The sequence below is a fragment of the Eikenella sp. Marseille-P7795 genome, assembly GCF_916618725.1.
Classification (GTDB): domain Bacteria; phylum Pseudomonadota; class Gammaproteobacteria; order Burkholderiales; family Neisseriaceae; genus Eikenella; species Eikenella longinqua.
This window is the reverse complement of record NZ_CAKAJZ010000002.1, coordinates 339,769-360,540: the sequence shown is the minus strand read 5'-3', so window position 1 is coordinate 360,540 and position 20,772 is coordinate 339,769. Positions and strand designations below refer to the sequence as shown.

Here is a 20,772-nt window from a genome sequence, read left to right as displayed (position 1 = left end):
AGCTTCGCAGAAACTCAGCCTTGGCTGCGCCAAGACATCGTTTTCAGGTAGCCTTTTGCCGCCCGGAGCTAGAAACACAAAGCCTTGTTGTTGATTACCTGATCCACGTCGTTGTAGTGCGGTTGCCAAACGGTTTGGCCGTTCTGCTGCTGCGGGATGAGCAGCACGCTTTGGCCGAAGCGCGGGGTGGCGAGCAGTATCCAGCCGTCGCGGCTTACGGCACGCACAGCGGGGTGTTGCCGTTGGATGCTTGGCAGGTTGCTGCGGATGCCGCCGGTGGCAAGCTCTTGGGCGAGCTGGGTTTGCAGGGGTTGCAGCAGTTGGATTTCGCGTTGGATTTCGGCACGGCGGCGGTAGTCGGAATAGTGGGCGGAGAGGATGAAGAGGGTGGCTGTGGCTGCGGTGGCGCCGAGCAGGAAGCTGAGGGCGTATTGGAGCTTGCGGGAGGCGGGCATGGTTTGGATGTGTGGACAAGGTGGTGCCAGTTTGGCAGCGGCTATATTGAAGTTTGATTTTCAGGTAGCCTGTGTTTTAACGCAAACAGGCTACCTGAAAATTTTATCCCTGCGGTTACAAAGCGTTTTGCGGCTGACCGGCGGCGAAGGCGTTGATGTTGGCTTCGAGGATTTCGGTCATGTTGAGCAGGGCTTCCTGGCTGGTCCAGGCGATGTGGGGGGTGACGATGAGGTTGGGCAGCGGGGCGAGCAGGGGGTTGCCTTGGCGCGGGGGCTCTTGGCTGAGCACGTCGAAGCCGGCGCCGCCGAGCCGGCCTTGCTGCAAGGCTTGGAACACGGCTTGTTCGTCGGCAAGGCCGCCGCGGCCGGTGTTGAGGAGGATGGCGCCGGGCTTCATCAGGCGCAGCTCGGCTTCGCCGATCATGTGGCGGGTGTCGGGGGTCATGGGGCAGTGCAGGGATACGACGTCGGCCTGTTGGAGGGCGGTTTGGAAGGGGGTGTAGCCTTCGCGCACGGCGGCGTTTTTGTGTTCTCCCCAGAGGATGTGCATGCCGAAGGCTTGGGCGTAGCCGGCGAGGGTGCGGCCGATGTTGCCGCGGCCGAAGATGGCGAGGGTTTTGCCGCCGAGGTCGTGCATGGGGGTGTTGAAGTGGACGAATTGGGGGGACTGCTGCCAGGCGCCGGCGGCGATGTCGCGCATGCAGGCGGGCAGGTGGCGGATGAGGGCGAGCAGCATCATGAAGGCGTGTTGGGCCACGCTTTCGCTGCTGTAGTTGCGCACGTTGCACACGGTAACGCCGGCAGCTTTGGCGGCGGCCACGTCGATGTGGTCGAAGCCGGTGGCGGCCACGGCGATGAGCTTGAGCTGGGGGTTGGCGGCGAGGTGTTCGGCGCAAATGGATACTTTGTTGGTGATGGCGATTTGGGCGCCGGCAAGGCGTTGGTTGAGCTCTTCGGGGGTGGTGGCGGGGTATTCGCGCAGGGTGTGCGGGAAGTTGAAAACGAGCGGACGGGCGGGGAGGTGTCGCGGTCGAGGAAGACGATGTTCATGGCGGCTCCTTGGGTGGGTGGGGCGGCTGGGGTTGGGGTGCCGCTGCGGGTTGAGTATAGCGCGAAACGGGGGCGGGCGGCGGGTGCTGCGTTTGATTTGGGAACGAAAGGCTACCTGAAAAACAGTTTTCAGGTAGCCTCAGGTTTTCAGGTAGCCTTTAACTCGGCTGCAAGGGTGTGCGCCGCCCGAAATACACCATCCCCAGCAGTCCGCACACCATCATCGGCAGGCTCAGCCACTGCCCCATAGAAAGGTTGAGATACAGCAGGCCGAGAAACTCGTCCGGCTCGCGGGCGAATTCGGCAATAAAGCGTGCCGTGCCGTAGCCCAGTAGAAACAGGCTCATCACCTGCCCGCTCGGGCGCGGCTTTTTGGAAAACCACCACAGCACCACAAACAGCAAAATCCCTTCCAGCGCAAACTGATAGAGCTGAGAAGGATGGCGCGGCAGCATGCCGTATTGCTCAAACACCGCCCCCCATACCTGCGGCTGCTCCGCCACCAGCTTCAAATCTTCGCTGCGTGCGTGCGGGAAACCCATCGCCCAGAAAGCATCCGGCCGCGTTACCCGCCCCCAGAGCTCGCCGTTCATAAAATTGCCGCCCAGGCGCACCGCCGCAAAGCCCAGCGGCGCCAACGGCGCAATCGAATCCGCCAGCTTCAGCGGGTTGATTTGATATTTTCGCGCAAACAAAAGCCCGGCAATCACCACGCCGAGGAAGCCGCCGTGAAACGACATCCCGCCGTTCCACACCTTCAAAATCTCCAGCGGGTGGGCAAAATAATAGGCATGCTGGTAAAACAGCACATAGCCCAGCCGCCCGCCCGCAATCACGCCCACCACGCCCCAAGTGAGGAAATCATCCAGTGTTTGGTTGGTGAACACGCTGTTGCCCTGGCGGATGCGCCGCCGCCCCAGCCACATAAACAGCGCAAAGCCGACAATATAGCTGACGGCATACCAGCGGACGGCCAGCGGGCCGAGCGTGAAGATGGCGGGGTCGAAATTGGGATGGATAAGCATAGGGGAACCGCAGGTGAAACAAAAGGGCGCATTATAGCGCATCTGGCGGGCGGCAATAACGAGCGGGAAGTAAAGAAAAAACGGATTGGGTTAGGAATGGGCGCAATGGTTTGCTGTTTTTCAGATAGCCTGCCCGCGGTGGCCAAAGGCTACCTGAAAAATTTTCCGGCAATCATTTTTTCTTGGTTTGAAAAACTTCTGTTCAGGTTACGGCGGCTTGCGGAATTTCAGGTAGCCTTTGCCATTTGTTTCCTGTTCCCCCTTGCGCCTCATGCCGGCGCGGGCACTTCCTTTCTTTGCTTCGCCAAAGAAAGGAAGCAAAGAAAGGCGACTGAGGGCGCAGGTTTGGCTTCGCCAAACTTCCCTCACTGCGCACGGTTTTTCGGGCGGGCCCGAATTTGCAGCTGCGCCGCTTCGAGCAAGGCGTGCCCTTGTTCCCCCGAAAAACCGCGCTCCGTTCGGCTGCGCCAGCAGAGCGGGGCGTAGCTCAATCATTTGTGCCAAATATCCTGTACTTGGTTTGGTAGGAAGAGTAAAAACGGATTGGGTTAGGAATGGGCGTAATGGTTTGCTGTTTTTCAGGTAGCCTGCCTGCGGCAGCCAGAGGCTACCTGAAAAATTTTCCGGCAATCATTTTTTTCTTTGCTTGAAAAACTTCTGTTCAGGTTACGGCGGCTTGCGGAATTTCAGGTAGCCTCCGGCGCCGCTTTCGATGCGGCTTTAACTCGCGGCGAGGATTGGGTATGATAGGCCGTTTTTTCCAACAGCCGGCGGGAGGCCGGAAATGGCAGAGATCAAATTCACCAAAATGCACGGTTTGGGCAACGACTTTATGGTGGTGGACGGCATCAGCCAGCGTTTCGACCCGGCCGCCGCGCCGATTGCCGCCTGGGCCGACCGCCATTGGGGCATCGGTTTCGACCAGCTTTTGCTGGTGGAAGCCTCGCCGCTGCCGGAAGCCGAATTCCGCTACCGCATTTTCAACACCGACGGCAGCGAAGTGGAGCAGTGCGGCAACGGCGCGCGCTGCTTCGCCCGCTTCGTGCGCGAAAAAGGCCTGAGCCGGCACGACCACATCAAAGTGCTCACCGCCAAAGGGCTGATTGTGCTGCACTTAACGGCAGACGGCCTGGTAACGGTGGACATGGGCGAGCCGCGCCTGGCCGCCGCCGAGATTCCCTTTGTGCCCGCGCCGGGCGAGGCGGCAGACGCGCTGTTGCACGAAGTTGCCCTGGGCGAGGAAACGGTACGCCTGGCCTGCGTGAGCATGGGCAACCCGCACGCCGTGCTGCCGGTGGCCGATGTGGACGGCGCGCCGGTGGCCGATTGGGGCGCCAGGCTAGAGCGGCACCCGCAGTTTCCCGAGCGGGTGAACGTGGGCTTCATGCAGGTGCTGGACGCGCACCATATCCGCCTGCGCGTGTTCGAGCGCAGCGTGGGCGAAACGCAGGCCTGCGGCAGCGGCTCGTGTGCGGCGGTGGTGGCGGGCATACGGCTGGGGCTGCTCGAGCGCAACGGCGAAGTGAAAGTGAGCCTGCCCGGCGGCGATTTGCGCATCGAGTGGGCGGCAAATAACCATGTGTTGATGACCGGGCCGGCGGCCACGGTGTTTGAAGGAACGGTAACTTACTGATGAACGAAAAGAAATTATTGGCCTATTTGCAGGCACACCCGGAATTTTTGCTCAACCACGCCGCCGAACTCGGCGTGCAGCCCGCGCAAGGGAGGGTACAGTCTTTCGTGCAGGCGCAATGGCTGGCGCAGCAGGAAAAGGCGGCCAAGATGGCCGGCCAGCTGGCGCAAATCATGCAGGATGCCGACAGCAACCACCAAACCCTCGGCCGCCTGCTGGGCTTCGTGCGCCGCTTGCTGGCGGCGAATACGCTGTTGCAGGTGCTGCGTGCGGCGGAAGCGGGCTTGCGCGAGGATTTCGGGCTGGCTTCGGGCTGCGTGTGGCTGCTGGCCGAGCCGCCGAAGAAAGGCGCGCCCGCCGGGGCATACAGGCTACCTGAAAATCATGCCGCCCATGCCGCTTTGCGCGCCCTGAAAGCGCCGCTGTGTGACAACCATATTTCGCCCGCCTTGATTAAGGCTTTGCCGCAGCAGGGCAAGGGGCTGGAGAGCTTCCTGCTGCTGCCGGTGCGCGTAAACGGGCAAACCGTGGCCGTGCTGGCGGCGGGCGATGCTGATGAAACGCGCTTCACGCCGGATTTGCCGCTGGATTGGGTGCGCGAACTGGCGGCCTGCACGGCTGCGGCGCTGGCCAGAGCAGGCGGGTGGCAGTAATGGCGGTGCAAAGCCTAACGCTGTGGGTGTTGTCGCTGTATATCACGCTGTTTCTTACGGCGGCGTTTCAGCGGCAGCAGTTTTCCTGGCTGTGGGGCAGCGTGCTGCTGTGGCTGGGCTTCGGCCTGATCAGTGCGCGGATTATGCCGGGCGTGCTGGGGATTACGCATATTGCCAATGTGTATCCGGTGTACGGCTATATTGTGCTGGCCAGCCTGTTTCTGTTTGCCAACGGCTGGCGCTACGATGCGCGGCAGATGGGCTGGAAGCTGGAGGGCGGCGGCACGTTTTTGGCGTATTTTGCGGTGGCGGGTGCGGTGCAGCATATTACGCTGCTGTTTTTGCTGCTGATTGTCATCTGGCAATATCCGCAGGGGATGTCGGCGCCGATGCTCACTGGGCTGTTGTCGCTGTATTTTTTGCAGCCGGTGTTGTGGATTGCGGGGCAGATGCTGCTGATGCTGCTGATGTGGCTGCACCGGCGTTATCTGAGCCGGGAAGAGGTGCGGTTTTTCAGTCCTTTGCAGTTGCAGGGCGTGCTGCTGCTGAGTTTGTTTTTTCAGGTAGCCTGTTTGCTGGCGAAGGAGAAGATGCTGCTGATTGCAGCGTTGCGCGGGCTGTGGATGCTGTTTTATTAAGTGGCAAGATTTTGCCAAAGTGATGGAATCTGCTATGTTGTATGGCAAACAAAAAACCAGCTTAAGTGCTTGCTTAGGCTGGTTTTGTGTTTGGTGGGTCGTGAGCGGCTCGAACGCTCGACCTACGGATTAAGAGTCCTATATTTTTATATTAACTATTTGATTTTGCTACATCTCTGCTTGCTCAAACTATGCCAAACAAAGGCTAAAACAGCCAAACACTGTCAAAGTTTTGTCAAAGTGCTTTTGACTACCTTGGCCATGCCTTAATCAGCCCGTCATGCCGTGCCGCGCAGTCGTTATACAGATGCACCACCTCCAACGCCCACGGCAGCATCACCTTGCCCGTGGTGCCGGACAATTCAGGTAGCCTAGGGCAGGGCGTAGCCAAGTCTGCGGGCGGCTCAATGGCGCTCGGCAATGGCGGCGTTGAGGACTGACACCCCGGAAGCATCAGTGCAATCGTCAATATACACAGGCCGCTCGATAATCTTTTGAACCACTTCACGCTGCACTCTCGCTTTCTCGTCCCGTTCGGACTTTCCTTGTTGATATTCCACACTCGCCGCCCGGGCGGTTTTTTGATGCTGCTGATGCTGCTCTATCATCTTGGCGGTGATGGCCGACGTGGCCGCATCGTAGCCCGCCTGATAGCGTTGCCTACCATACCAATATTCCCCGCCTACCACCGCCGCCAACAGCGCGGCAAGGGCAAGTGGTTTCCAGTATTTGTATAAATAAGTCATATAATTACCAATGATATGTTTAATATGTCACTATTTTTAGTCACATTTACTTGATATGTACACGGCATCAACCTATACTGCAAATACCTTTAAAAATTCATAAAAAATAAACATGACCGCCCATGTGGCCGGATAGTTTCAGGCAGCCCCTTGCACAAGCAGGGGGTTTTGTTTACGCCTCGTTCCTGCTCAACTTCCCGTCGCTCTGCAACAGCGGCAGCGCATAACGTTCTGCGGCGGGGTAAGCAGGCTTGCCACCTTTGTTCGGCCACAGGTAGGCCACCGCGCGGCTCTTGGCAAACGGTTTGATATTGACCGCATCGCCCTGGTTACCACCTAACACCATCAGGTTGCCCTGCTTATCCTGCCCGACGACAAAGCCGACATGCCCGCCGCCCTGCCGCTCGAATACCACAATGCAGCCATACGCAGGTTTCGCCAAACGGGTAGCGCCGTTTACCCAGGCTTTCGCCCGATACCATTCTTTCGCAATATCCCTGCCGGCTGCCTGCAAACAGTGGCCGACAAACGTTCCGCACCACGGCGTTTTGGTGTCGCTCCACCAGCCTTTCAAAGCCCGTACCCACAAGGGGATGGTCTTTAAGCCGCGAGCATCCCTTTCGTGCATGCCGATGTATTTCCTTGCCTCCTCAATCCAAGGCAGTTCAGTCATTTCCTTTCCTTTCCCATATTCAGGTAGCCTTTACCCTTGCGCTTCATAATCCCGGCCAGCAAATGGATACGGTGCGAGCGCAGCATGAAGTAGCCCGCCGCTGCCACGTTGAATAAAATCTCCGTCCAATGGTGCGGCTGCCAACTGTTGAGCGTGTGGCCGATAACCGCTATCGAGCCGCCCACTAGGAATCCGTGAATCCAATACTCCGGATTGCGTAGCGTCCATTGCCGCACCGACAGCGAGCAGGCCGAGTAAACAAATATCGCCGCCATCGCCGCCACGTTTACCAAAATCAAAAAGTGGGTAATCAGTTCCGACCTCATTTTTTCCTACCTCCCCATTTATCAATCCAGCCCGCCCACAAGCGGCGTAAACCATCACTCAACAGCGGCGCCGCCCATGACCAGCCAAAGCCAATCAGCACCGGCACGGCGGCCTGAAACAGCTCCCGCTCCAGCCCGAGCCGCAGCGAGAGATAAGCCATGATTACCGGCGACAAAGCCCCGGCCAGAATCATGCTGGTAATCATCACCAATATGCCGTTCTTGCGGCTGCCCGGCTCTTTCAGCCCGTGGTGCAGCGCCCCAGCCACCGCACCCAATACCAACGCCTCCAAAGGCATGCCCGCCAGCGTGCCGGATAAGCCAATCACGCTCACATGCAGCACATGGCCGGATGCGTTGGATGGTTCAAACGTCATCATCTTCCCTCCCTTCTGAATATCGCTGCCAAATCGTTTGGCGAAAACCGCCAGCTCTCGGACAACCCCAAAGCCGCGCCCACCCACTCACTGCAAAACCAACGGCGGCGGTTTTCAGGTAGCCCGAATACCACCCCGAACGCCCCTGGCAGGTCGTAGCCTTGGCCTTGGGTTTCCGCCCACAAGGTTTCCAGCCGCCCGCCCACATCATCCGGCAGCGCAATCAAATCCCACTTGGTTTCCGGCAGCGGCATGGTTTTCACCCGCACGCCGCCATCGCGCAGGCTGGCGGAGTAGCACTCGTATTCCGCCGTCTCCGGCAGCTTCATGGCAATCTCACAATGCGAGTATTGCCCCTTGGTTAAGACACGGGTCAGCCAATCCGAAAAGCGGGCGAGCCATACCTTCAGCCCGGTGCCGTCGCGGCGCCCGCGATACAGGGCGAGGTAGATTTGCTGATTAATCATTTTTACCCACCTTGCATAATTCATTGGCAATCGGCTGGATTTCGGTCAAGATTTCCGCCACCCTCTTATCCACCTCTGCTGCCGTTTTGAGTGTCTCCAACTCAAATTTGCGCATCCGCAAAACACCAAGCCTGCCCATTGCCGCCCGCAGCTTATCCGCTTGGGCGATGATGATGTCGGTCGCCTCGCAGGCGGTTTTGCCGGCAGGTTTGGCAAAAGCGGTTACCTGAACGGGTGCATCCCCTTTGCAGCCACCGGCCTTGTAGTCGCGTGCTTGTTGCTCGCGCAGCAGGTATTCCGGCTGGAAGCGGGTAACGTGCCGGTAAGCACCGTCCACCATATCGTTGATGGCGGCTACACCCCGGGCGACGGCTTCGGTCAATAGCTGTGCCGATGCCCCGGTGCCCAATACCCATCCTGTGCCGTCCCATTGGTGCAGGTGACTGGGCGCTGGATCGGCCAACACCGGCCTGCCGTCTTTGTCCGGCATGATGACTTGGCCTTGTGATTGTCCGGCCAGTAAGGCAGCGTGCTGCTCCGGGCTAATCTCCACAACATCTTCAGGTAGCCTGTTATGGATTTGGTTGTCATAAAATCCGCCGCTGGTTTTTGAGTAAAAAATAGACATCAGACACCTCCTATACTCTGCCAATAGCAAACCAATAGAAACCCTTAATATGACTGGCGGTAGCGGGTCCCCATGTGTTCATGATGGCGGTGAAGCCAGTACCCGTTAAATTTTGGATGGGGAGGGTAATATCCCCTCCTACGTTGTTGGCTGTAGACCCTTCCGTGACAGCGGTGGTAAAGACGCCGAACGGCGCACTTGCAAACGTCAGCGGGAAGGTAATTGGTATCAGTATTTCGCCAGCCCATTTTTGGGCGACATATCCCCATTGCAGCACCAGCCCATTGGGCAGTTTCAGGTAGCCTGAATCGCCGAACTGGTGGGCAAACAGATTTCTCACCGCCTGCGCTAAATCGATAATCTCGCTGCTGCGGTGGGTGTGAGTTTTGGGCGCTACCTCGTCGCGGTTTGCTTTGCGCTGTATATCCGCCGCCAGCGTGGAGGCATCCAGTGCGCCGGCGTTGGTAACCGTGCCGTAGGCTTTAATCCAAAACACCACGTCATCCAGACTATCGCGGGCTTTGATACACAGCACCATTGCGATAGCTTTCGGTCGGTTTTCATCGGCGGTCGGCACCACGCGAGAGGCGTCAAAACTAAAGGCTGCGGGCATATCGTTTATACCGCTGCCGTTCTCCCATGCCCATTGCTTGAACTGCTTTCGACTAATAAAAAGCGCACCTTTCCCGTCCCCATCAATGGCGTCAAATAACTGCGTAGTTGCGTTACTCCCAGAGTCTAGTGTGCCCGTGATATTGCGGATGGCGTCGCCCTGTTGCGTGCCCACTGCGAGACTGCCTGATGCATTGCGGATAAAGCGGTCTTCGGCTTTGGGTACGGCGGCAATGCTGCCGTACTGTGCCACCAGCAGCCGGTACAGCTCGGGATAGGTGGACTGCGTAACCTTGCTGGTGATGTCGTCAAATTTAATCCAGCCGTCCGGGATGGCCTCAATCGGAAAATAAGAGGTCATACCGACGTCGGAGCTGGTCATATTGGGCAGCTTGTTGCCGCCCAGCACACGATGCAGGTCGGGATAGGTGGCCTGGGCAAAGGTGCTGCCGTCGGCTTTCAGGTAGCCTTCAGGGTTGCTGACGGCGCGCGGGAAACCGATTACCGCACCTACAGGCAAGCCTTTGCCGGCGGATTCCTCGGCTTTGTCATAGGCAATTTTTACTGCCTTTGGTGTGGCGGCCATATCTTCACGGTCGCTGTTGGCGGCGGATAAAAGTTGCACAATGCCCGCCTGCGTGGTGCTGGCTTTCAGCTCTTTGCCTGCGTGTATTGCCCATTTCCCTGTGTTGTTGCCACTGTTCGGATTGTGGGTATTCGCATCTACCAAGCTGATGTATTCGGTATCCAGCGTATCGTTGATGAGCACTGCGCCTTTGGGGTAGCCGCCGATGGCGTCGCAAAAGGCTTGGTCAAAGCGGTAACGTCCGCCCTGGTTTTGCCAAACGGTGTGTGCGCTAATTTCGTTCAGCACGCCGTTCATATCTTTCCCGCTGGGCGGTTTGCCACCGACGGAAATCGGGGTCATGGTGATGCTCGGGAAGCCTTCGGCATAGGTAGCGGCTTCCTGAGCTAACCCGCCGTTGCGTTCGGCGGGGATGTTGTTTTTCAGTCCGTCCGCTGCCCATGGCTTGGATAGCAATTTTGGTTGTGGCATGGTTTAAACTCCCATAAAAAAAGCACCCTCGCCGAAGGGTGCCAGATTGGCTTCGATGTAGCCGAAGGTTTTATCTGCCTCCGGTTCGTAAAAATCCAGCAGTACGCCGCTGGGGCGCGGCAACAGGTCGCTTTGGCGGATGATGGAGCGCTCTACCGGCAGGAGATAGAACTCAAACACATAGCGCGCAGCCATCGTGCCGTTTTTGACGAAATAAGCCCTCCCGCGTTTGCCGAACATCTCACGCAGCAGACGGTTGATATGCGGGGCGGTGGCGTAGATGATGTTGCTCATCGCTTTAAGCATAATCACGCGTCGGTAGGCGTCGTCGTCCAAACGGTATCGCCGCTCCAAGCCTTCGCCGGTACTCCATACGCCGTTGTCAAACGAGGTAAAGCCCTGCGCAAAGCCGATATATTCGTCTTGTGCGCTAATCATAACTTCTCGCTCAATGCCGACAATCGCGCCCCAAATATCCAGCCCGAACCCTTGTGCGGTGGATACGTTCCACACGGTGTCGTAGAACCGCTGCTTGTCGGTGCGCGGGTCGATGCAGTCGTCAAACCGACGTATCAGGCGGCAGATGACCGGGCTGTTGGCATATTGGCTGATTAAGGTTTCTCCAACGGTTATCATACGCTCACCACTTCGATATTCTCGGCACGGACAACCGGCGTTTGGTCAATACCCACCGCCACGGAATTGCCCATGCTGCCCGCAGATAAACCGATTTCCACGTCCAACACATGCACGTTCGGCACGGCCTGCACCACGGGGGCGACGTAGCCGATGGCATACAGGTTTGCACCGATGCGCCCCTTGAAAGCGCGGATGATGGCCTGCTTGATGGCCGTTTCCGCGCCCACCGCCGCGCCGCGTTCGATTTTGATGCGGAAATACACCGGCAGTTCGGTGGGGCGCATAAAGGCTACCTGATAGGCGGGCTTCGGGTCGTTGTAGCTGTGGTCGTACACCGTGATTTCGGTGTTGCCGTTGAAGTCGCAGCCGCTGCCTGCGTAGCGCAGCACGGTTTCGGCCACCGCCGTATCATCCCCGCCCACCGCCGCCACATAAATGCTGTGCGGCTTGAGTGTGTAGTTGGTCGCACCGGCCTGCACACTTTGGCCTTTCGGGTTGTCAATGACGTACACATCGCGTACCCCGTCCAGCGCAAACACGTTGGCATACACCGCCTGCGGCGTTCCGTGGGCATTGACGGCCACGCTGCGCCGTCTGCGTTCAGCGAATTCGGCGCGGCTCTCTTCCGCCCGCCCGGGAATGGCAGGGCGCGGATTATCCACCCTGTCCAACCCCACCAAAGCTTGATAAATAACGTTTACGCTGTGGGCGGGGGCTTCAATCTGTCCGGCGGCAATGAGTGTACCGCTGACTTTACCGCCGATAGGGATGCCGATTTCCTGCTGCAAAGCCCATTGGTTGCCTGCCGCATCCTGTACGATGAATCCCTGCGGAATCTGCGTGCCGGGCAGTCCGACAAACTCGCACACCACCGCCGAATCGGTAGCAGGTTTGCGCTGCAGGAAGTAGATTTGGGCGATCGCGTCCTGCATCACTCCTTCGGCATATTCCGGATGAATTTGATTGACCAGTTCGGCAATCACATTGTTCTTGTCGGCAATCACGGCGGCCAGCGAGGAAGCAAGCTGTCCCTGCGGCGTTTCCAAATTCAGGTTCAGACCGCCGCCGAAGGCATCGTTGAAGTCGGCCAGCACGCCGTTCAGCACTTCGGTTTCAGTCGGAATCTGCAAGCCTTGCGGCGTGAAGCGAACTGGGGGAACATGACTGCTCATAGCGTTACCTCGTATTGTTTTTGGGTGTCGTCGGTAAATTGCAGGCTGCCTGAAAGCACGCGCCCGTCGCGCAGTTCGGCGGCCACGTCTGCCGCTACCACGCCGGGGACGGACAAAGCAGCCTGCACCAGCCGATGCCGGTATAGCGCGAACGACTGTTTTTTACCCAGCATTTCTTCAAAATAGGGGATGCCCTTTTCTGTGTCGTAATACAGTTCGCCCGCAAACAGGCGGCACGCCGAAGCCACATCCTGCGCCTTGGCGTAGGGGTCTTTCGCCAGCGCGATATTGCCCGCCGTATCCAAGACCAAATCCCAGCTTTGCGGGTTAAGATAGAGAGTATTCATTGCGGTTCTCCCGTATTGCCGCCGCCGGGCTGCACGCCGTTGTGGACGTGGTGCAGCAGGCTGACACCATTCGCCGTCATATCACCGTCGGCAGAAATCCCGCCGCCGCCCGTGAATTGCGCCGCAGCTTGGGTGTTGGCCTGAAAGGTTTGCGAGGTACTGCTCACGCCGCCTTTGGCGTTCAGGCGGATATTGGCCGCCTCCATCTCAATATCGCCGGGGGAGAACAGTTTGATGCCGCCGTCCTTAAAATGGATATACTGCCTGGGCGTGCCATTCAAGAATCCGCCGAAATACAGGCCGTCCGAATAATCGAAACGCCGCCTGCTTTGCGGAGCGGACGGCGCTTTGTTTTGTTTGACGCTGGAAATGTCGCGGCTGCAAAAGCCGCACATGCCGATGTCACCCGGCTCGGGGTCGATAATCACGGCGTTGCCGCCGCCTTGCAGACGGAAATACGGCACGTTGTAGATGATGCCGTGCGGCGTAACCGTGCCGTCGCCGCTGATTTGGGCAACCAATGGCTGCACGTCCACCAGCCCTACAGGGGCAAGCCCGGCTGCTTTGGTTTTGACCACGCGCACCAGCGTTACGGTTTGGATGCGCGAGACGATGCCCGACACGATTGCGCTGATTTCCCCCGCGCCGCCTTGTGTTTGTTCGGGGCGGTATTGCGCCCAATTATTTTGTTGCGACTTTGGCATTTGTATCCTCCACATTGGCGGCTTTGATGTCGGCCAGCCATTTGCCGCCAGGCGTTTGGCTTTCCAAATCCAGCGACAGCCCGAATACGCGCCATCTGCCGTTGCATTGCTCAATCAGGCTGCCTACAACCTCAATCAGTCCACCGAAGCGCAGGGCTTTGTCGTACAGGCATTGCAGCTTCACACCCTGCAAATCAGGTATCGGGTAGCCGATTAGGCCGGTGTTCGGACTGACAATAGGTACGTCAATCATGCGCGGCTGCCCTTTGGGTGTGATGGCGACGGTTTCGTTGTCAATGTACACGTCTATATTGGCAGCGGCGGCAATATGTCGGATTTTGTCCAGTTCGGTGTTCGGTAGGTATTGATTGCTGATTTTGGCCTTTACGCCGTTGTTTTCAAAACGCCTGCCCATGCGCTTGCAGATAGCTTCAATCGCCTGTGCCACATCGGTTTCGCCTTCGTGGCTGACCGCTTCGGCAGGCTTGAGTTGCCACAAAACGGCGGTGTGGCTCTCGATAACCAGGCAAATATCCGGCGCCCCGCCCATTTCGGGGTAGGCAAACGTGATATTGCCGGTATAGACCACACTCAGGTCGTCTTGCTCGCCTGCCTCCACCTGCACCAGATTCATCATTGCCTGCTCGGTGTTCCATTTCACACGGAGCAGCTTCATGATGCTGTCCAGCTTCAAGCCGTACACTTTGATGCGGGCAGACGGCATCACCGCGCCGTTGCCGTAGTTGATTTGGCAGGAGGTGCGCAAACCTTCGACAACCAGTGTATCGTTGCCTTTCGCATCCCATACGTCTTTTTCCTGTCCTAACTTGATGCTGACACGCAGGATTTTCTCTTTAATGCTCATCGCGGTACACCAAAATAAAACGGCTGCCCAGTTCCTGCCATTGCGGGTCTAGGCTGCCTGCGGTATCGACTAAATAAAGCTCGCCGCGAAAGCCGCGATAAGCCTCGCCCACCAGCGGCATACCGTGCAGGCATACCCGTTCGCGTATCAGTACGCGCCCATCTGCCGACACAGTGGCATACAGCTTGCCCAATCGCGGTACTAGCGATACGGTTACTTCTTGCCCGTCCAATGTGGCGCTTACTTTTTGCACAGGGACGGGCTTGATGGGGATTTGGTAAATCATTTTCAGGCAGCCTTATTTCAAAGCCCAAATCAATAATGCCACCGCCGAAATTACCGCCGACAGCGCAATATCCCACGCCAGCACCAAGCCCGCCTTGTCCGCTCCGTGTTTGCTCATCTTGCCACCTACCTTTAATCTGTGTTTTCGTTTATACTTCACTTTATGATTTTCCCTTACTCATTCTAAGGTTAAATACAGAAAACCCGCAGAGTTGCCGCCCTGCGGGTTTTCGCTTTTTTATTTCAGTCCAAAGCCTTTTCTGAGGGCATTGACGCCTTTATCCCATTCTTCGCTGGCCGCGCCGTACAATTTTGAAGCTATGGATTCGTTGTTTTGTATCGGCTTGGGCTGCACCTTGCCGCCGTCCTGTTGTGCCTGCGCACCGTCCGGCTTGGTTTTGGTGTATTTCACTTCCACCTGCCGCACTTCGGCCAAATGAATATTGACCTTCAACAGCCGCGCCCCGTCCGATGCCTCGCGGGCATAGTCATAGCCCGTTATCGCCATGTTCGGGTACACCGCTTCCGGCGTGATGACCAAAAACAGATCCGTGCTGTTAGCTAGTGTATCCAACAATCCGAGAAACGCTCCGCGTGCAAACACACCGCCGCTACCCTTGCTCATCTGCACCGTTACCGTGAACGGGTCGCCCACCTTGTTATAGCTGGCGAACGAACCGCGTTCAACAGGTGCATTGGACACTTTGGATGTGTTTTGGTGTTTGACTGACGTTACGTTATCCGACAACAGCAGCGGGATGCCGTTTTGTCCGAAAATGCCCCAATAGTTGCCGAAAACGGCATTGATTAAGGCCGCGCCGCCGAATTTAATCAGTGCGCCGCCCACGTTTCGCGGCAACTTGGGCACGTTCGGGATACCGATAGAGTTCCAAGCCATGAGTTACCACCATTTGACAGCATTGATTAAGGCCGCAAAACCAAATAAATACACCGCACCCAAAGCCAGCCAAACCAGCAGGCGTATGCGAGGAGAGTTTTCATACTTTTCCAGCATGGTGTTTACCTCTCTGAAATTTATGCCATTATTCTTTTTAGTCATTATCTTGCTCTCATCCAATCCATTCCCCGCCCGGCAGCGACCGCGTCGCTTTCGGGTTTCTTTGATTGAATTATCCGCAAGTTTTAATCGGTTACTTCGTCTACCCAAAGAAAAAGCCCCGTAGATTACGGGGCGGTAAAGGCTACCTGAAAATCAGTTCAGCATCAGGGCATCCATACGGCGCAGACTGCCTGCCACATGCTCGCGGAAATACTCGTCGCGCATGTTGGGCTGCACCCGTTGCAAAGAGCGGCGGCAGTGTTTCAACCAACTTTGCGATTCCTTCCACAGCGTGTAGGCCGCCACGCCCTTGTCGCGTGCGCCCAGTTGTTTCAAGGGTTCGCTCAAATCGTACAGTTGGCGGGTCGCCCAGTCGAGAAAATAGGTAACCGTAGCGAAACGACTGATTTCATGGTCGGACAACAGGATACCGCCGTCCTGCATCTGCGGCGGCAGCGCATCCAGCACCTCGCCGTTCAATCCGCTATACAGGGTGAGGGTGTGGACGTATTGCACGGCATCATTCAGCCGCTCGGCGGGGATGTCTTCGATGGCGGCGACGCCGAAGCGTTGGTGTACCATGTTGTAGGCGCTGCCGTAGTCGATGCCGCATTTGCCGACCAGGGCGGAGACGGCTTGGCGTAATCCGGTGCGCTCGTCTACGGTGGTTTTGGGGCTCGGGCTACCTGAAACTTCTTTCTCCAGCACATCCAGCACCCAGCGGCGAAACTCTTTAGCTACTTTGGTGCGTGCCAACATGCCGAGCAGGTGGCAGCCGCGGAGGCTGAATACACGCACCTGCTGTTTGCCGCCTGCGGTGGGCAGTTCGATGACTTGGGTCATGCTGTCGGTAAATTCGTCGGCGTTGCGGTCATAAAGTTTTGCCATATCTGATGATGGATTTTTATAACCTAAGGCACTTCCAATCTGGAAGCTCCTTAACCAAGGCTGGCCGTGAATGTCGGTAATATCAAAGCTTACGTCGCGGAAAGACAGAGAGATTTGAGCGTTCATGATGAACTCCTGTAAGTTTAAAGGTTCTAGGAATACCCAGATTGGGCGGGGGTGTCCTAACGCACTTACAGTAGCGTCCGGGGCATTGCTGCTACCCGCACCCCCATAACTTGAAATCTGTCGCAACCAAGGAAACCGAAATGCGGCAAACATTATGATGGGAGTAGATACGAAAAATCGCGCAACAGGCGCGTTTCTGCTGTAAGTTTGTTAGGAAGCTCCATCATAAACAAACCCCATGCTTTGTGCAAGTCATTTCAAAACCGCCAGTATCTCGGGCAGCCGCCAATACGCCGCCATCAGCAGCAGTGCGTAGAACATCCGCCGCAACGCCGCATACTTCGCAAATAATTCAAACATTTTCCGCACCTCTTTGTTTATGCTATACTTCATCCAATTTCAATCCTTGTCTGGTAAGGGTTGCAAACAGAAACCCCGTGAAGTTGCCCGCTTCACGGGGTTTCGCTTTTTCAGGTAGCCTCACACCATCGCTGGCATAATCTGCACCAACCTGTTACGGGCGGCGGCAGAGGCATCCGCCATTGTGCCGTCTATGGTACTGGCTGAAGACTGCACATGGATGCCGCCGTTGATGGCGAGCTGCATATTGCTGTTGTTGGTAATCTGCTGCGCCTGCTGGCGGGCAACAGCGCCTTGCTGCATGGATTGCAAACCGCGCTGGGCATTATCGGCAACGGCTTGTCCGCCGACAGGGCGGCTGTTCAGGTCAGATAATACTGCGGCGGCTTCATCCAGCCGCCTTCTTCTGTTCACGCCCCGGTTGTCACCTTGGCGGGCAGCAATTGCTTGGGAGAGGGCTGGGAGATTGCCGCTGCGGGCAGCTCTTACCAAAGACGGCAATTTATCCAAGCTGCCGTAGTTGTAGGCAACCGAAGTAATGGCGGCTTGCGCTTTGGTTGGCAGGCGGTCAAATTCCGCCGTACCGATTTTCTGCCGTGCCTCGCTTCTGAATATCTGCACCCTGCGTGCCAAATCACGCTCCGCATCCTCACGGGTAACGGTATCACCCTGTCGCACTCTGCGGACGTTGCCGTTGCGGTCGGTGATGGTGTCCGTTCCGTAGCCTAAGCGGTAAGCATTCACGTCCCAATAGGTACGGCTGGAGAAACCTTCATGCTTCCTAATCATGGCGAGCGTTTCTGCCATTGCGGAGTTTTGCCGCGAACCGCCGCCCAACCACGGCTGCGAGCTGTAGCTGGCAGGATGAATGTTATCCCTGCCTGCTTGGAAGCCTCCTTGGAAGGTGGCGTGTTCCTCACGGGCGATTTGCCCCAGTAGGGCGTTCATTCTCGCGCCGGTTTGGCCTTTTCGATTGTAGGTATTAGATACCCCAAGCAGCCGCACATTCGCCCCCCTAGCGCGCAATGCGCGGATTTGGGCTCGGATGCCGTCGGTATCGGTCGGGTCGTTGCTCATACCGGACGACAGAATCACGGTTTGGCCTTGCAAGTTGCCGGAATAGCCGTTGATGAAACCCAATACCTGCTGCGGATTAGCACCCTCTCTAGTTGAACCTGTGCCGTTTACCGCACTACGGTAGCCGTGAGCGATACTATCACCGAAGTAAATCGTGCCACCTGGGGAAAACATCTGTTTGGCGACACGTTCTCCCGAGCCTAGGCTTCGTACCGCCGCCTGCGCCGAACCTGCCGCGCCGGGGGTGTGGCCAGTAGCAACATCAACTGCGCCGGATACCCGTTCGGCGGCGCTCTGTACCTGCTCCGCCACGAAATTTACCGGGCGCATAGCTAAGCGTTTTGCCGCTGTCCAAGCGCGGTTGTAATCGCGGTTCATCAGGGCATTGAAGATTTCGCCTAGGTCTTCCAATGCGGGAGCGATGAACTGGTAGATGTCGTTGGCTAGGCTTTTAAAGCCGTTAGCCAGTGAGCGTAGGGATACCCCGTTTTCGTCGATGAATCCTTTCAACCGCAACCAATCAAACAAGCCTTTCCCGGCTTCCGCCCATGATGTGTATCCGGTGAGCAGGTAGGTGAAGCCTTTGGTAAGGCTGTCCACTGATACTTTCGATGTTCTGATGTAGCCGGTAAAAGCGCCCCAGTTGAACAGGCTCTTTCCGCCCTCTGCCCAAGTTTTGTAGTCGTCATAGAGCAGCACAAACGCAGCACCCAGAGCAGCCACGGCAGCGGCAGCCAGCGCGAACGGAGCGATAAAGGCATACAGCGCCGTTACTGCCGACCACAGCACCGGAATCAGCACCACGCCCAATACAAAAGCCAATCCCTCGAAAACATGCTTCATGGTGTTTTCGTGGCGCATTAAGTAATCTGCAAAGTCGCTGACCAGTTTAATGATGCGGATAAGATGCGGGGCGAGTGCATCGGCCAGCATCTGTTTGAGTGCTTCCCATTGCAGATTCAGGTAGCCCCTAGCCCGCATCAATTCATTACTGAGCTGCCGTTCTTTCTCGCCGGAGCGATAGAGCCGGTCTTGTAAGGCCAGCATCTTTTCCATTTCGGCACGCCCAAGCAGCAAGGTGTTGATGGTGCCGTCGTCCAAACCCATGCTTTTAGCCAGATTGTAGGCCTGCACCCTGTCCATCTTGGAAAAGCGGTCGGCCAGATCCAGCATGATGCTGTCTAGGTTGCGCGCTTTGCCGTCGGCATTGAGCAAGGCCACGCCGAAGGCGTTGAAGAACGGCACCATGGAAGTGTCTCCCATGGTGGTCAGGCGGGTGATGCTCATGCTCAATCCGGCCAGGCTGCCTTTCATGGCGTCGGCATTACCGCCCGCCATCGCCGCCATGCCGCCCCATGCCTGAAGCTGGTTGCGGTTCATGCCGATATTGCGAGAGAGATTATCCAGCTGTACGTTGGCTTCAGCGGCTTCGCGGATGAATTTGGTAAACACGCTGGTTCCCATAACCAGCGCGCCAAAAGAAGCAAAGCCCTTGGCGAGTTTCTTCAGCAGCTCGATTTGTTTCTTTTTCCGGTCGGCAGCTTCTTTCTCGGCTTTCTTTTCCTCCGCTTCCTGCTTTTTACGGGCTTTTTCGGCTTCCTTCTCTTCTTTTTCCCGCTCTTTCTTCGCCTCTTTGATTTCCTTCTTAAGTTCATCAACTTCTTTTTTCGCGGCTTTGGCGGCTTCTTTGGATGCTTTTTCGGTATCCTTGAACGACTTTTGCAGCCGATTGTTATCTGATTCCGTTACATCAACCTGTCGGCTGAATTTGGACGAGTCAATGCCCAACTCCATAAACAGGGTATCAATTACTGTTGCCATAGCGATTCCTAAAAAAGGCTACCTGAAATCAGGTAGCCTGTTGTGCCTTGTTGAAGGCATCGGTATTGACGATTTCGAGCAGGTTAAAGGCATCTTCCAGACCATACACGGTTTGCAGTTCGTGCAGGCTGCATATACGGGAGGAAACCAGCGCCCCGATGGTTTGTGTCAGGTTCAGGTAGCCTTGTTGCCGGCTTCCTCTTCCCCGCCCGATGCCGAGGTCAGGCCAAAGGCGTGTTGCAAAAAATCGGTATGCAATGCAAACACCTCCTTCCGCAACCGCCACAGGGTCGTAAAGTCTTCCACATCGTTGAACTCCATATTCAACGGGCGCGGCTGGCCGCCTTCGGGGATGATTTGCACGCAGTCCAAAAGCTCGTTCAACAGCGGGATAGCGTCTTCAGGCTTCACTTTGCCCAATGCGCCCAACGTCGCCCCCACCATGCCGATCATCCCTTGCTGCGGGGTGATGCCGCCTAAATCCACACCGCTGTTGGCCAGTGCCAAAAGGGCGCGCATCGCCCAGTGGTCGGCATGGGCGGCGCTCATTTCGGTAATCAGGAACACGCGGCCTTTATCACGCCCGTTTTCAATCGTGATTTGCTTGCTCTTCAACGCCATTTCAGATTTCCTCCGGTTTCACCACGATGCGGAACGAGTAAGTGGCGGATTCCAGCGTTTTCTTGGCGGTTGTGCCGCCCGGAACTTCCACCAAGAAGCCGGTGGCAGTGTAACGTTTTTTCACGGCGGAAATCTCAACCGAAAATTCCACCATGCGCGTTTCCTGACGTTGCAGGATGTCGTTGGTGAATTGGTCGAAGTAGTCGCGCGATTTGCTGGTGGGGGCAAGCTGGATGTTGAAGTCCACTTCGTAGGGCGTGAAGCCGCCGGACTGTTGGCCGTCCACGCCCATCATGGTTTCGCCGATTTTGCCTTGCCCGAAGTCGAAGGCATTGTCGGCGGCGTAGCCTTCAATCTGTACGAAGTTGTCGTTAAAGCCTTTCACGCGCATCAGCAGGATGCTGTTGGCGGCGGTTAGGGTGCGGTCTGATACGGTTTGCATATATTTTCCTTTGCAAAGAGGCCAC

26 protein-coding genes and 1 pseudogene are annotated in these 20,772 nt (G+C 56.9%); 4 read left to right on the top strand and 23 right to left on the bottom strand.

Features of this window, described 5'->3' with window-relative positions:
• Positions 1–68 precede the first annotated feature (68 nt).
• The 3 genes and pseudogenes from LG371_RS05305 to lgt all read right to left on the bottom strand — a co-directional run bounded on the left by LG371_RS05305 (position 69) and on the right by lgt (position 2,530).
• The gene (locus LG371_RS05305) at positions 69–455 is read right to left on the bottom strand and encodes a hypothetical protein (RefSeq protein ID WP_067590052.1); all 387 of its coding nucleotides are present in this window, start codon (positions 453–455) and stop codon (positions 69–71) included.
• Between the two features lie 115 nt (positions 456–570).
• Positions 571–1,505: pseudogene (locus LG371_RS05300) on the bottom strand (D-2-hydroxyacid dehydrogenase).
• A gap of 158 nt (positions 1,506–1,663) precedes the next feature.
• Entirely contained in the window at positions 1,664–2,530 is an 867-nt protein-coding gene (gene lgt, locus LG371_RS05295) for a prolipoprotein diacylglyceryl transferase (protein WP_225747941.1), read from the bottom strand.
• On the opposite strand from lgt, the gene LG371_RS05290 reads away from it, so the two are divergent.
• The 4 genes from LG371_RS05290 (at position 2,519) to LG371_RS05275 (ending at position 5,454) form a co-directional block, all read left to right on the top strand.
• Positions 2,519–3,016 carry a hypothetical protein gene (locus LG371_RS05290; protein ID WP_225747940.1) on the top strand — a complete coding sequence of 166 codons (498 nt, stop codon included), beginning with the start codon at positions 2,519–2,521 and terminating at the stop codon, positions 3,014–3,016. The genes lgt and LG371_RS05290 overlap by 12 nt on opposite strands.
• A gap of 298 nt (positions 3,017–3,314) precedes the next feature.
• The gene (gene dapF, locus LG371_RS05285; RefSeq protein ID WP_067590042.1) at positions 3,315–4,163 is read left to right on the top strand and encodes a diaminopimelate epimerase; all 849 of its coding nucleotides are present in this window, start codon (positions 3,315–3,317) and stop codon (positions 4,161–4,163) included.
• Positions 4,163–4,816: a DUF484 family protein gene (locus LG371_RS05280; protein ID WP_225747939.1), complete on the top strand. Its 654-nt coding sequence runs from the start codon at positions 4,163–4,165 to the stop codon at positions 4,814–4,816. Before dapF ends, LG371_RS05280 begins: the two co-directional genes overlap by 1 nt.
• Positions 4,816–5,454: a hypothetical protein gene (locus LG371_RS05275; protein WP_225747938.1), complete on the top strand. Its 639-nt coding sequence runs from the start codon at positions 4,816–4,818 to the stop codon at positions 5,452–5,454. Before LG371_RS05280 ends, LG371_RS05275 begins: the two co-directional genes overlap by 1 nt.
• Before the next feature lie 250 nt (positions 5,455–5,704).
• Here LG371_RS05275 and LG371_RS05270 read toward each other — a convergent pair whose 3' ends face one another.
• The 20 genes from LG371_RS05270 to LG371_RS05175 form a co-directional block, all read right to left on the bottom strand.
• Positions 5,705–5,875: a hypothetical protein gene (locus LG371_RS05270; protein ID WP_225747937.1), complete on the bottom strand. Its 171-nt coding sequence runs from the start codon at positions 5,873–5,875 to the stop codon at positions 5,705–5,707.
• A complete protein-coding gene (locus LG371_RS05265; RefSeq protein ID WP_225747936.1) occupies positions 5,859–6,200 on the bottom strand; it encodes a hypothetical protein in 342 nt (113 codons plus the stop codon). The genes LG371_RS05270 and LG371_RS05265 overlap by 17 nt, the downstream gene beginning before the upstream one ends.
• Before the next feature lie 172 nt (positions 6,201–6,372).
• Positions 6,373–6,873, bottom strand: coding sequence for a TIGR02594 family protein (locus LG371_RS05260; protein ID WP_225747935.1), 501 nt, complete (start codon positions 6,871–6,873; stop codon positions 6,373–6,375).
• Entirely contained in the window at positions 6,870–7,199 is a 330-nt protein-coding gene (locus LG371_RS05255; protein WP_225747934.1) for a hypothetical protein, read from the bottom strand. Before LG371_RS05255 ends, LG371_RS05260 begins: the two co-directional genes overlap by 4 nt.
• Entirely contained in the window at positions 7,196–7,579 is a 384-nt protein-coding gene (locus LG371_RS05250) for a hypothetical protein (RefSeq protein ID WP_067593108.1), read from the bottom strand. The genes LG371_RS05255 and LG371_RS05250 overlap by 4 nt, the downstream gene beginning before the upstream one ends.
• Positions 7,576–8,043 carry a hypothetical protein gene (locus LG371_RS05245; protein WP_225747933.1) on the bottom strand — a complete coding sequence of 156 codons (468 nt, stop codon included), beginning with the start codon at positions 8,041–8,043 and terminating at the stop codon, positions 7,576–7,578. The genes LG371_RS05250 and LG371_RS05245 overlap by 4 nt, the downstream gene beginning before the upstream one ends.
• Entirely contained in the window at positions 8,036–8,671 is a 636-nt protein-coding gene (locus LG371_RS05240) for a hypothetical protein (protein WP_225747932.1), read from the bottom strand. Before LG371_RS05240 ends, LG371_RS05245 begins: the two co-directional genes overlap by 8 nt.
• Positions 8,672–8,681: 10 nt before the next feature.
• Positions 8,682–10,340, bottom strand: coding sequence for a tail fiber protein (locus tag LG371_RS05235; protein WP_225747931.1), 1,659 nt, complete (start codon positions 10,338–10,340; stop codon positions 8,682–8,684).
• A 3-nt stretch (positions 10,341–10,343) separates the two neighbouring features.
• Positions 10,344–10,976 carry a DUF2612 domain-containing protein gene (locus LG371_RS05230; RefSeq protein ID WP_064103107.1) on the bottom strand — a complete coding sequence of 211 codons (633 nt, stop codon included), beginning with the start codon at positions 10,974–10,976 and terminating at the stop codon, positions 10,344–10,346.
• Positions 10,973–12,151 carry a baseplate J/gp47 family protein gene (locus tag LG371_RS05225; protein ID WP_225747930.1) on the bottom strand — a complete coding sequence of 393 codons (1,179 nt, stop codon included), beginning with the start codon at positions 12,149–12,151 and terminating at the stop codon, positions 10,973–10,975. The genes LG371_RS05230 and LG371_RS05225 overlap by 4 nt, the downstream gene beginning before the upstream one ends.
• Complete coding sequence (locus LG371_RS05220; RefSeq protein WP_225747929.1) at positions 12,148–12,498, bottom strand: hypothetical protein; 351 nt, start codon at positions 12,496–12,498, stop codon at positions 12,148–12,150. The genes LG371_RS05225 and LG371_RS05220 overlap by 4 nt, the downstream gene beginning before the upstream one ends.
• Positions 12,495–13,202, bottom strand: coding sequence for a Gp138 family membrane-puncturing spike protein (locus LG371_RS05215; RefSeq protein WP_225747928.1), 708 nt, complete (start codon positions 13,200–13,202; stop codon positions 12,495–12,497). Before LG371_RS05215 ends, LG371_RS05220 begins: the two co-directional genes overlap by 4 nt.
• Complete coding sequence (locus LG371_RS05210) at positions 13,180–14,067, bottom strand: hypothetical protein (RefSeq protein ID WP_225747927.1); 888 nt, start codon at positions 14,065–14,067, stop codon at positions 13,180–13,182. Before LG371_RS05210 ends, LG371_RS05215 begins: the two co-directional genes overlap by 23 nt.
• Positions 14,057–14,353 carry a hypothetical protein gene (locus LG371_RS05205; protein WP_153716943.1) on the bottom strand — a complete coding sequence of 99 codons (297 nt, stop codon included), beginning with the start codon at positions 14,351–14,353 and terminating at the stop codon, positions 14,057–14,059. Before LG371_RS05205 ends, LG371_RS05210 begins: the two co-directional genes overlap by 11 nt.
• Positions 14,354–14,590: 237 nt before the next feature.
• Positions 14,591–15,220 carry a phage baseplate protein gene (locus tag LG371_RS05200; protein ID WP_225747926.1) on the bottom strand — a complete coding sequence of 210 codons (630 nt, stop codon included), beginning with the start codon at positions 15,218–15,220 and terminating at the stop codon, positions 14,591–14,593.
• A gap of 33 nt (positions 15,221–15,253) precedes the next feature.
• Positions 15,254–15,412 carry a hypothetical protein gene (locus tag LG371_RS05195; RefSeq protein ID WP_225747925.1) on the bottom strand — a complete coding sequence of 53 codons (159 nt, stop codon included), beginning with the start codon at positions 15,410–15,412 and terminating at the stop codon, positions 15,254–15,256.
• Positions 15,413–15,565: 153 nt separating this feature from the next.
• Complete coding sequence (locus LG371_RS05190; RefSeq protein ID WP_225747924.1) at positions 15,566–16,426, bottom strand: Bro-N domain-containing protein; 861 nt, start codon at positions 16,424–16,426, stop codon at positions 15,566–15,568.
• 480 nt (positions 16,427–16,906) lie between these two features.
• Entirely contained in the window at positions 16,907–19,684 is a 2,778-nt protein-coding gene (locus tag LG371_RS05185; RefSeq protein WP_225747923.1) for a hypothetical protein, read from the bottom strand.
• A gap of 174 nt (positions 19,685–19,858) precedes the next feature.
• Positions 19,859–20,305 carry a hypothetical protein gene (locus LG371_RS05180; protein WP_225747922.1) on the bottom strand — a complete coding sequence of 149 codons (447 nt, stop codon included), beginning with the start codon at positions 20,303–20,305 and terminating at the stop codon, positions 19,859–19,861.
• A gap of 1 nt (position 20,306) precedes the next feature.
• Positions 20,307–20,747 carry a hypothetical protein gene (locus LG371_RS05175; RefSeq protein WP_225747921.1) on the bottom strand — a complete coding sequence of 147 codons (441 nt, stop codon included), beginning with the start codon at positions 20,745–20,747 and terminating at the stop codon, positions 20,307–20,309.
• Between the last annotated feature and the right edge of the window lie 25 nt (positions 20,748–20,772).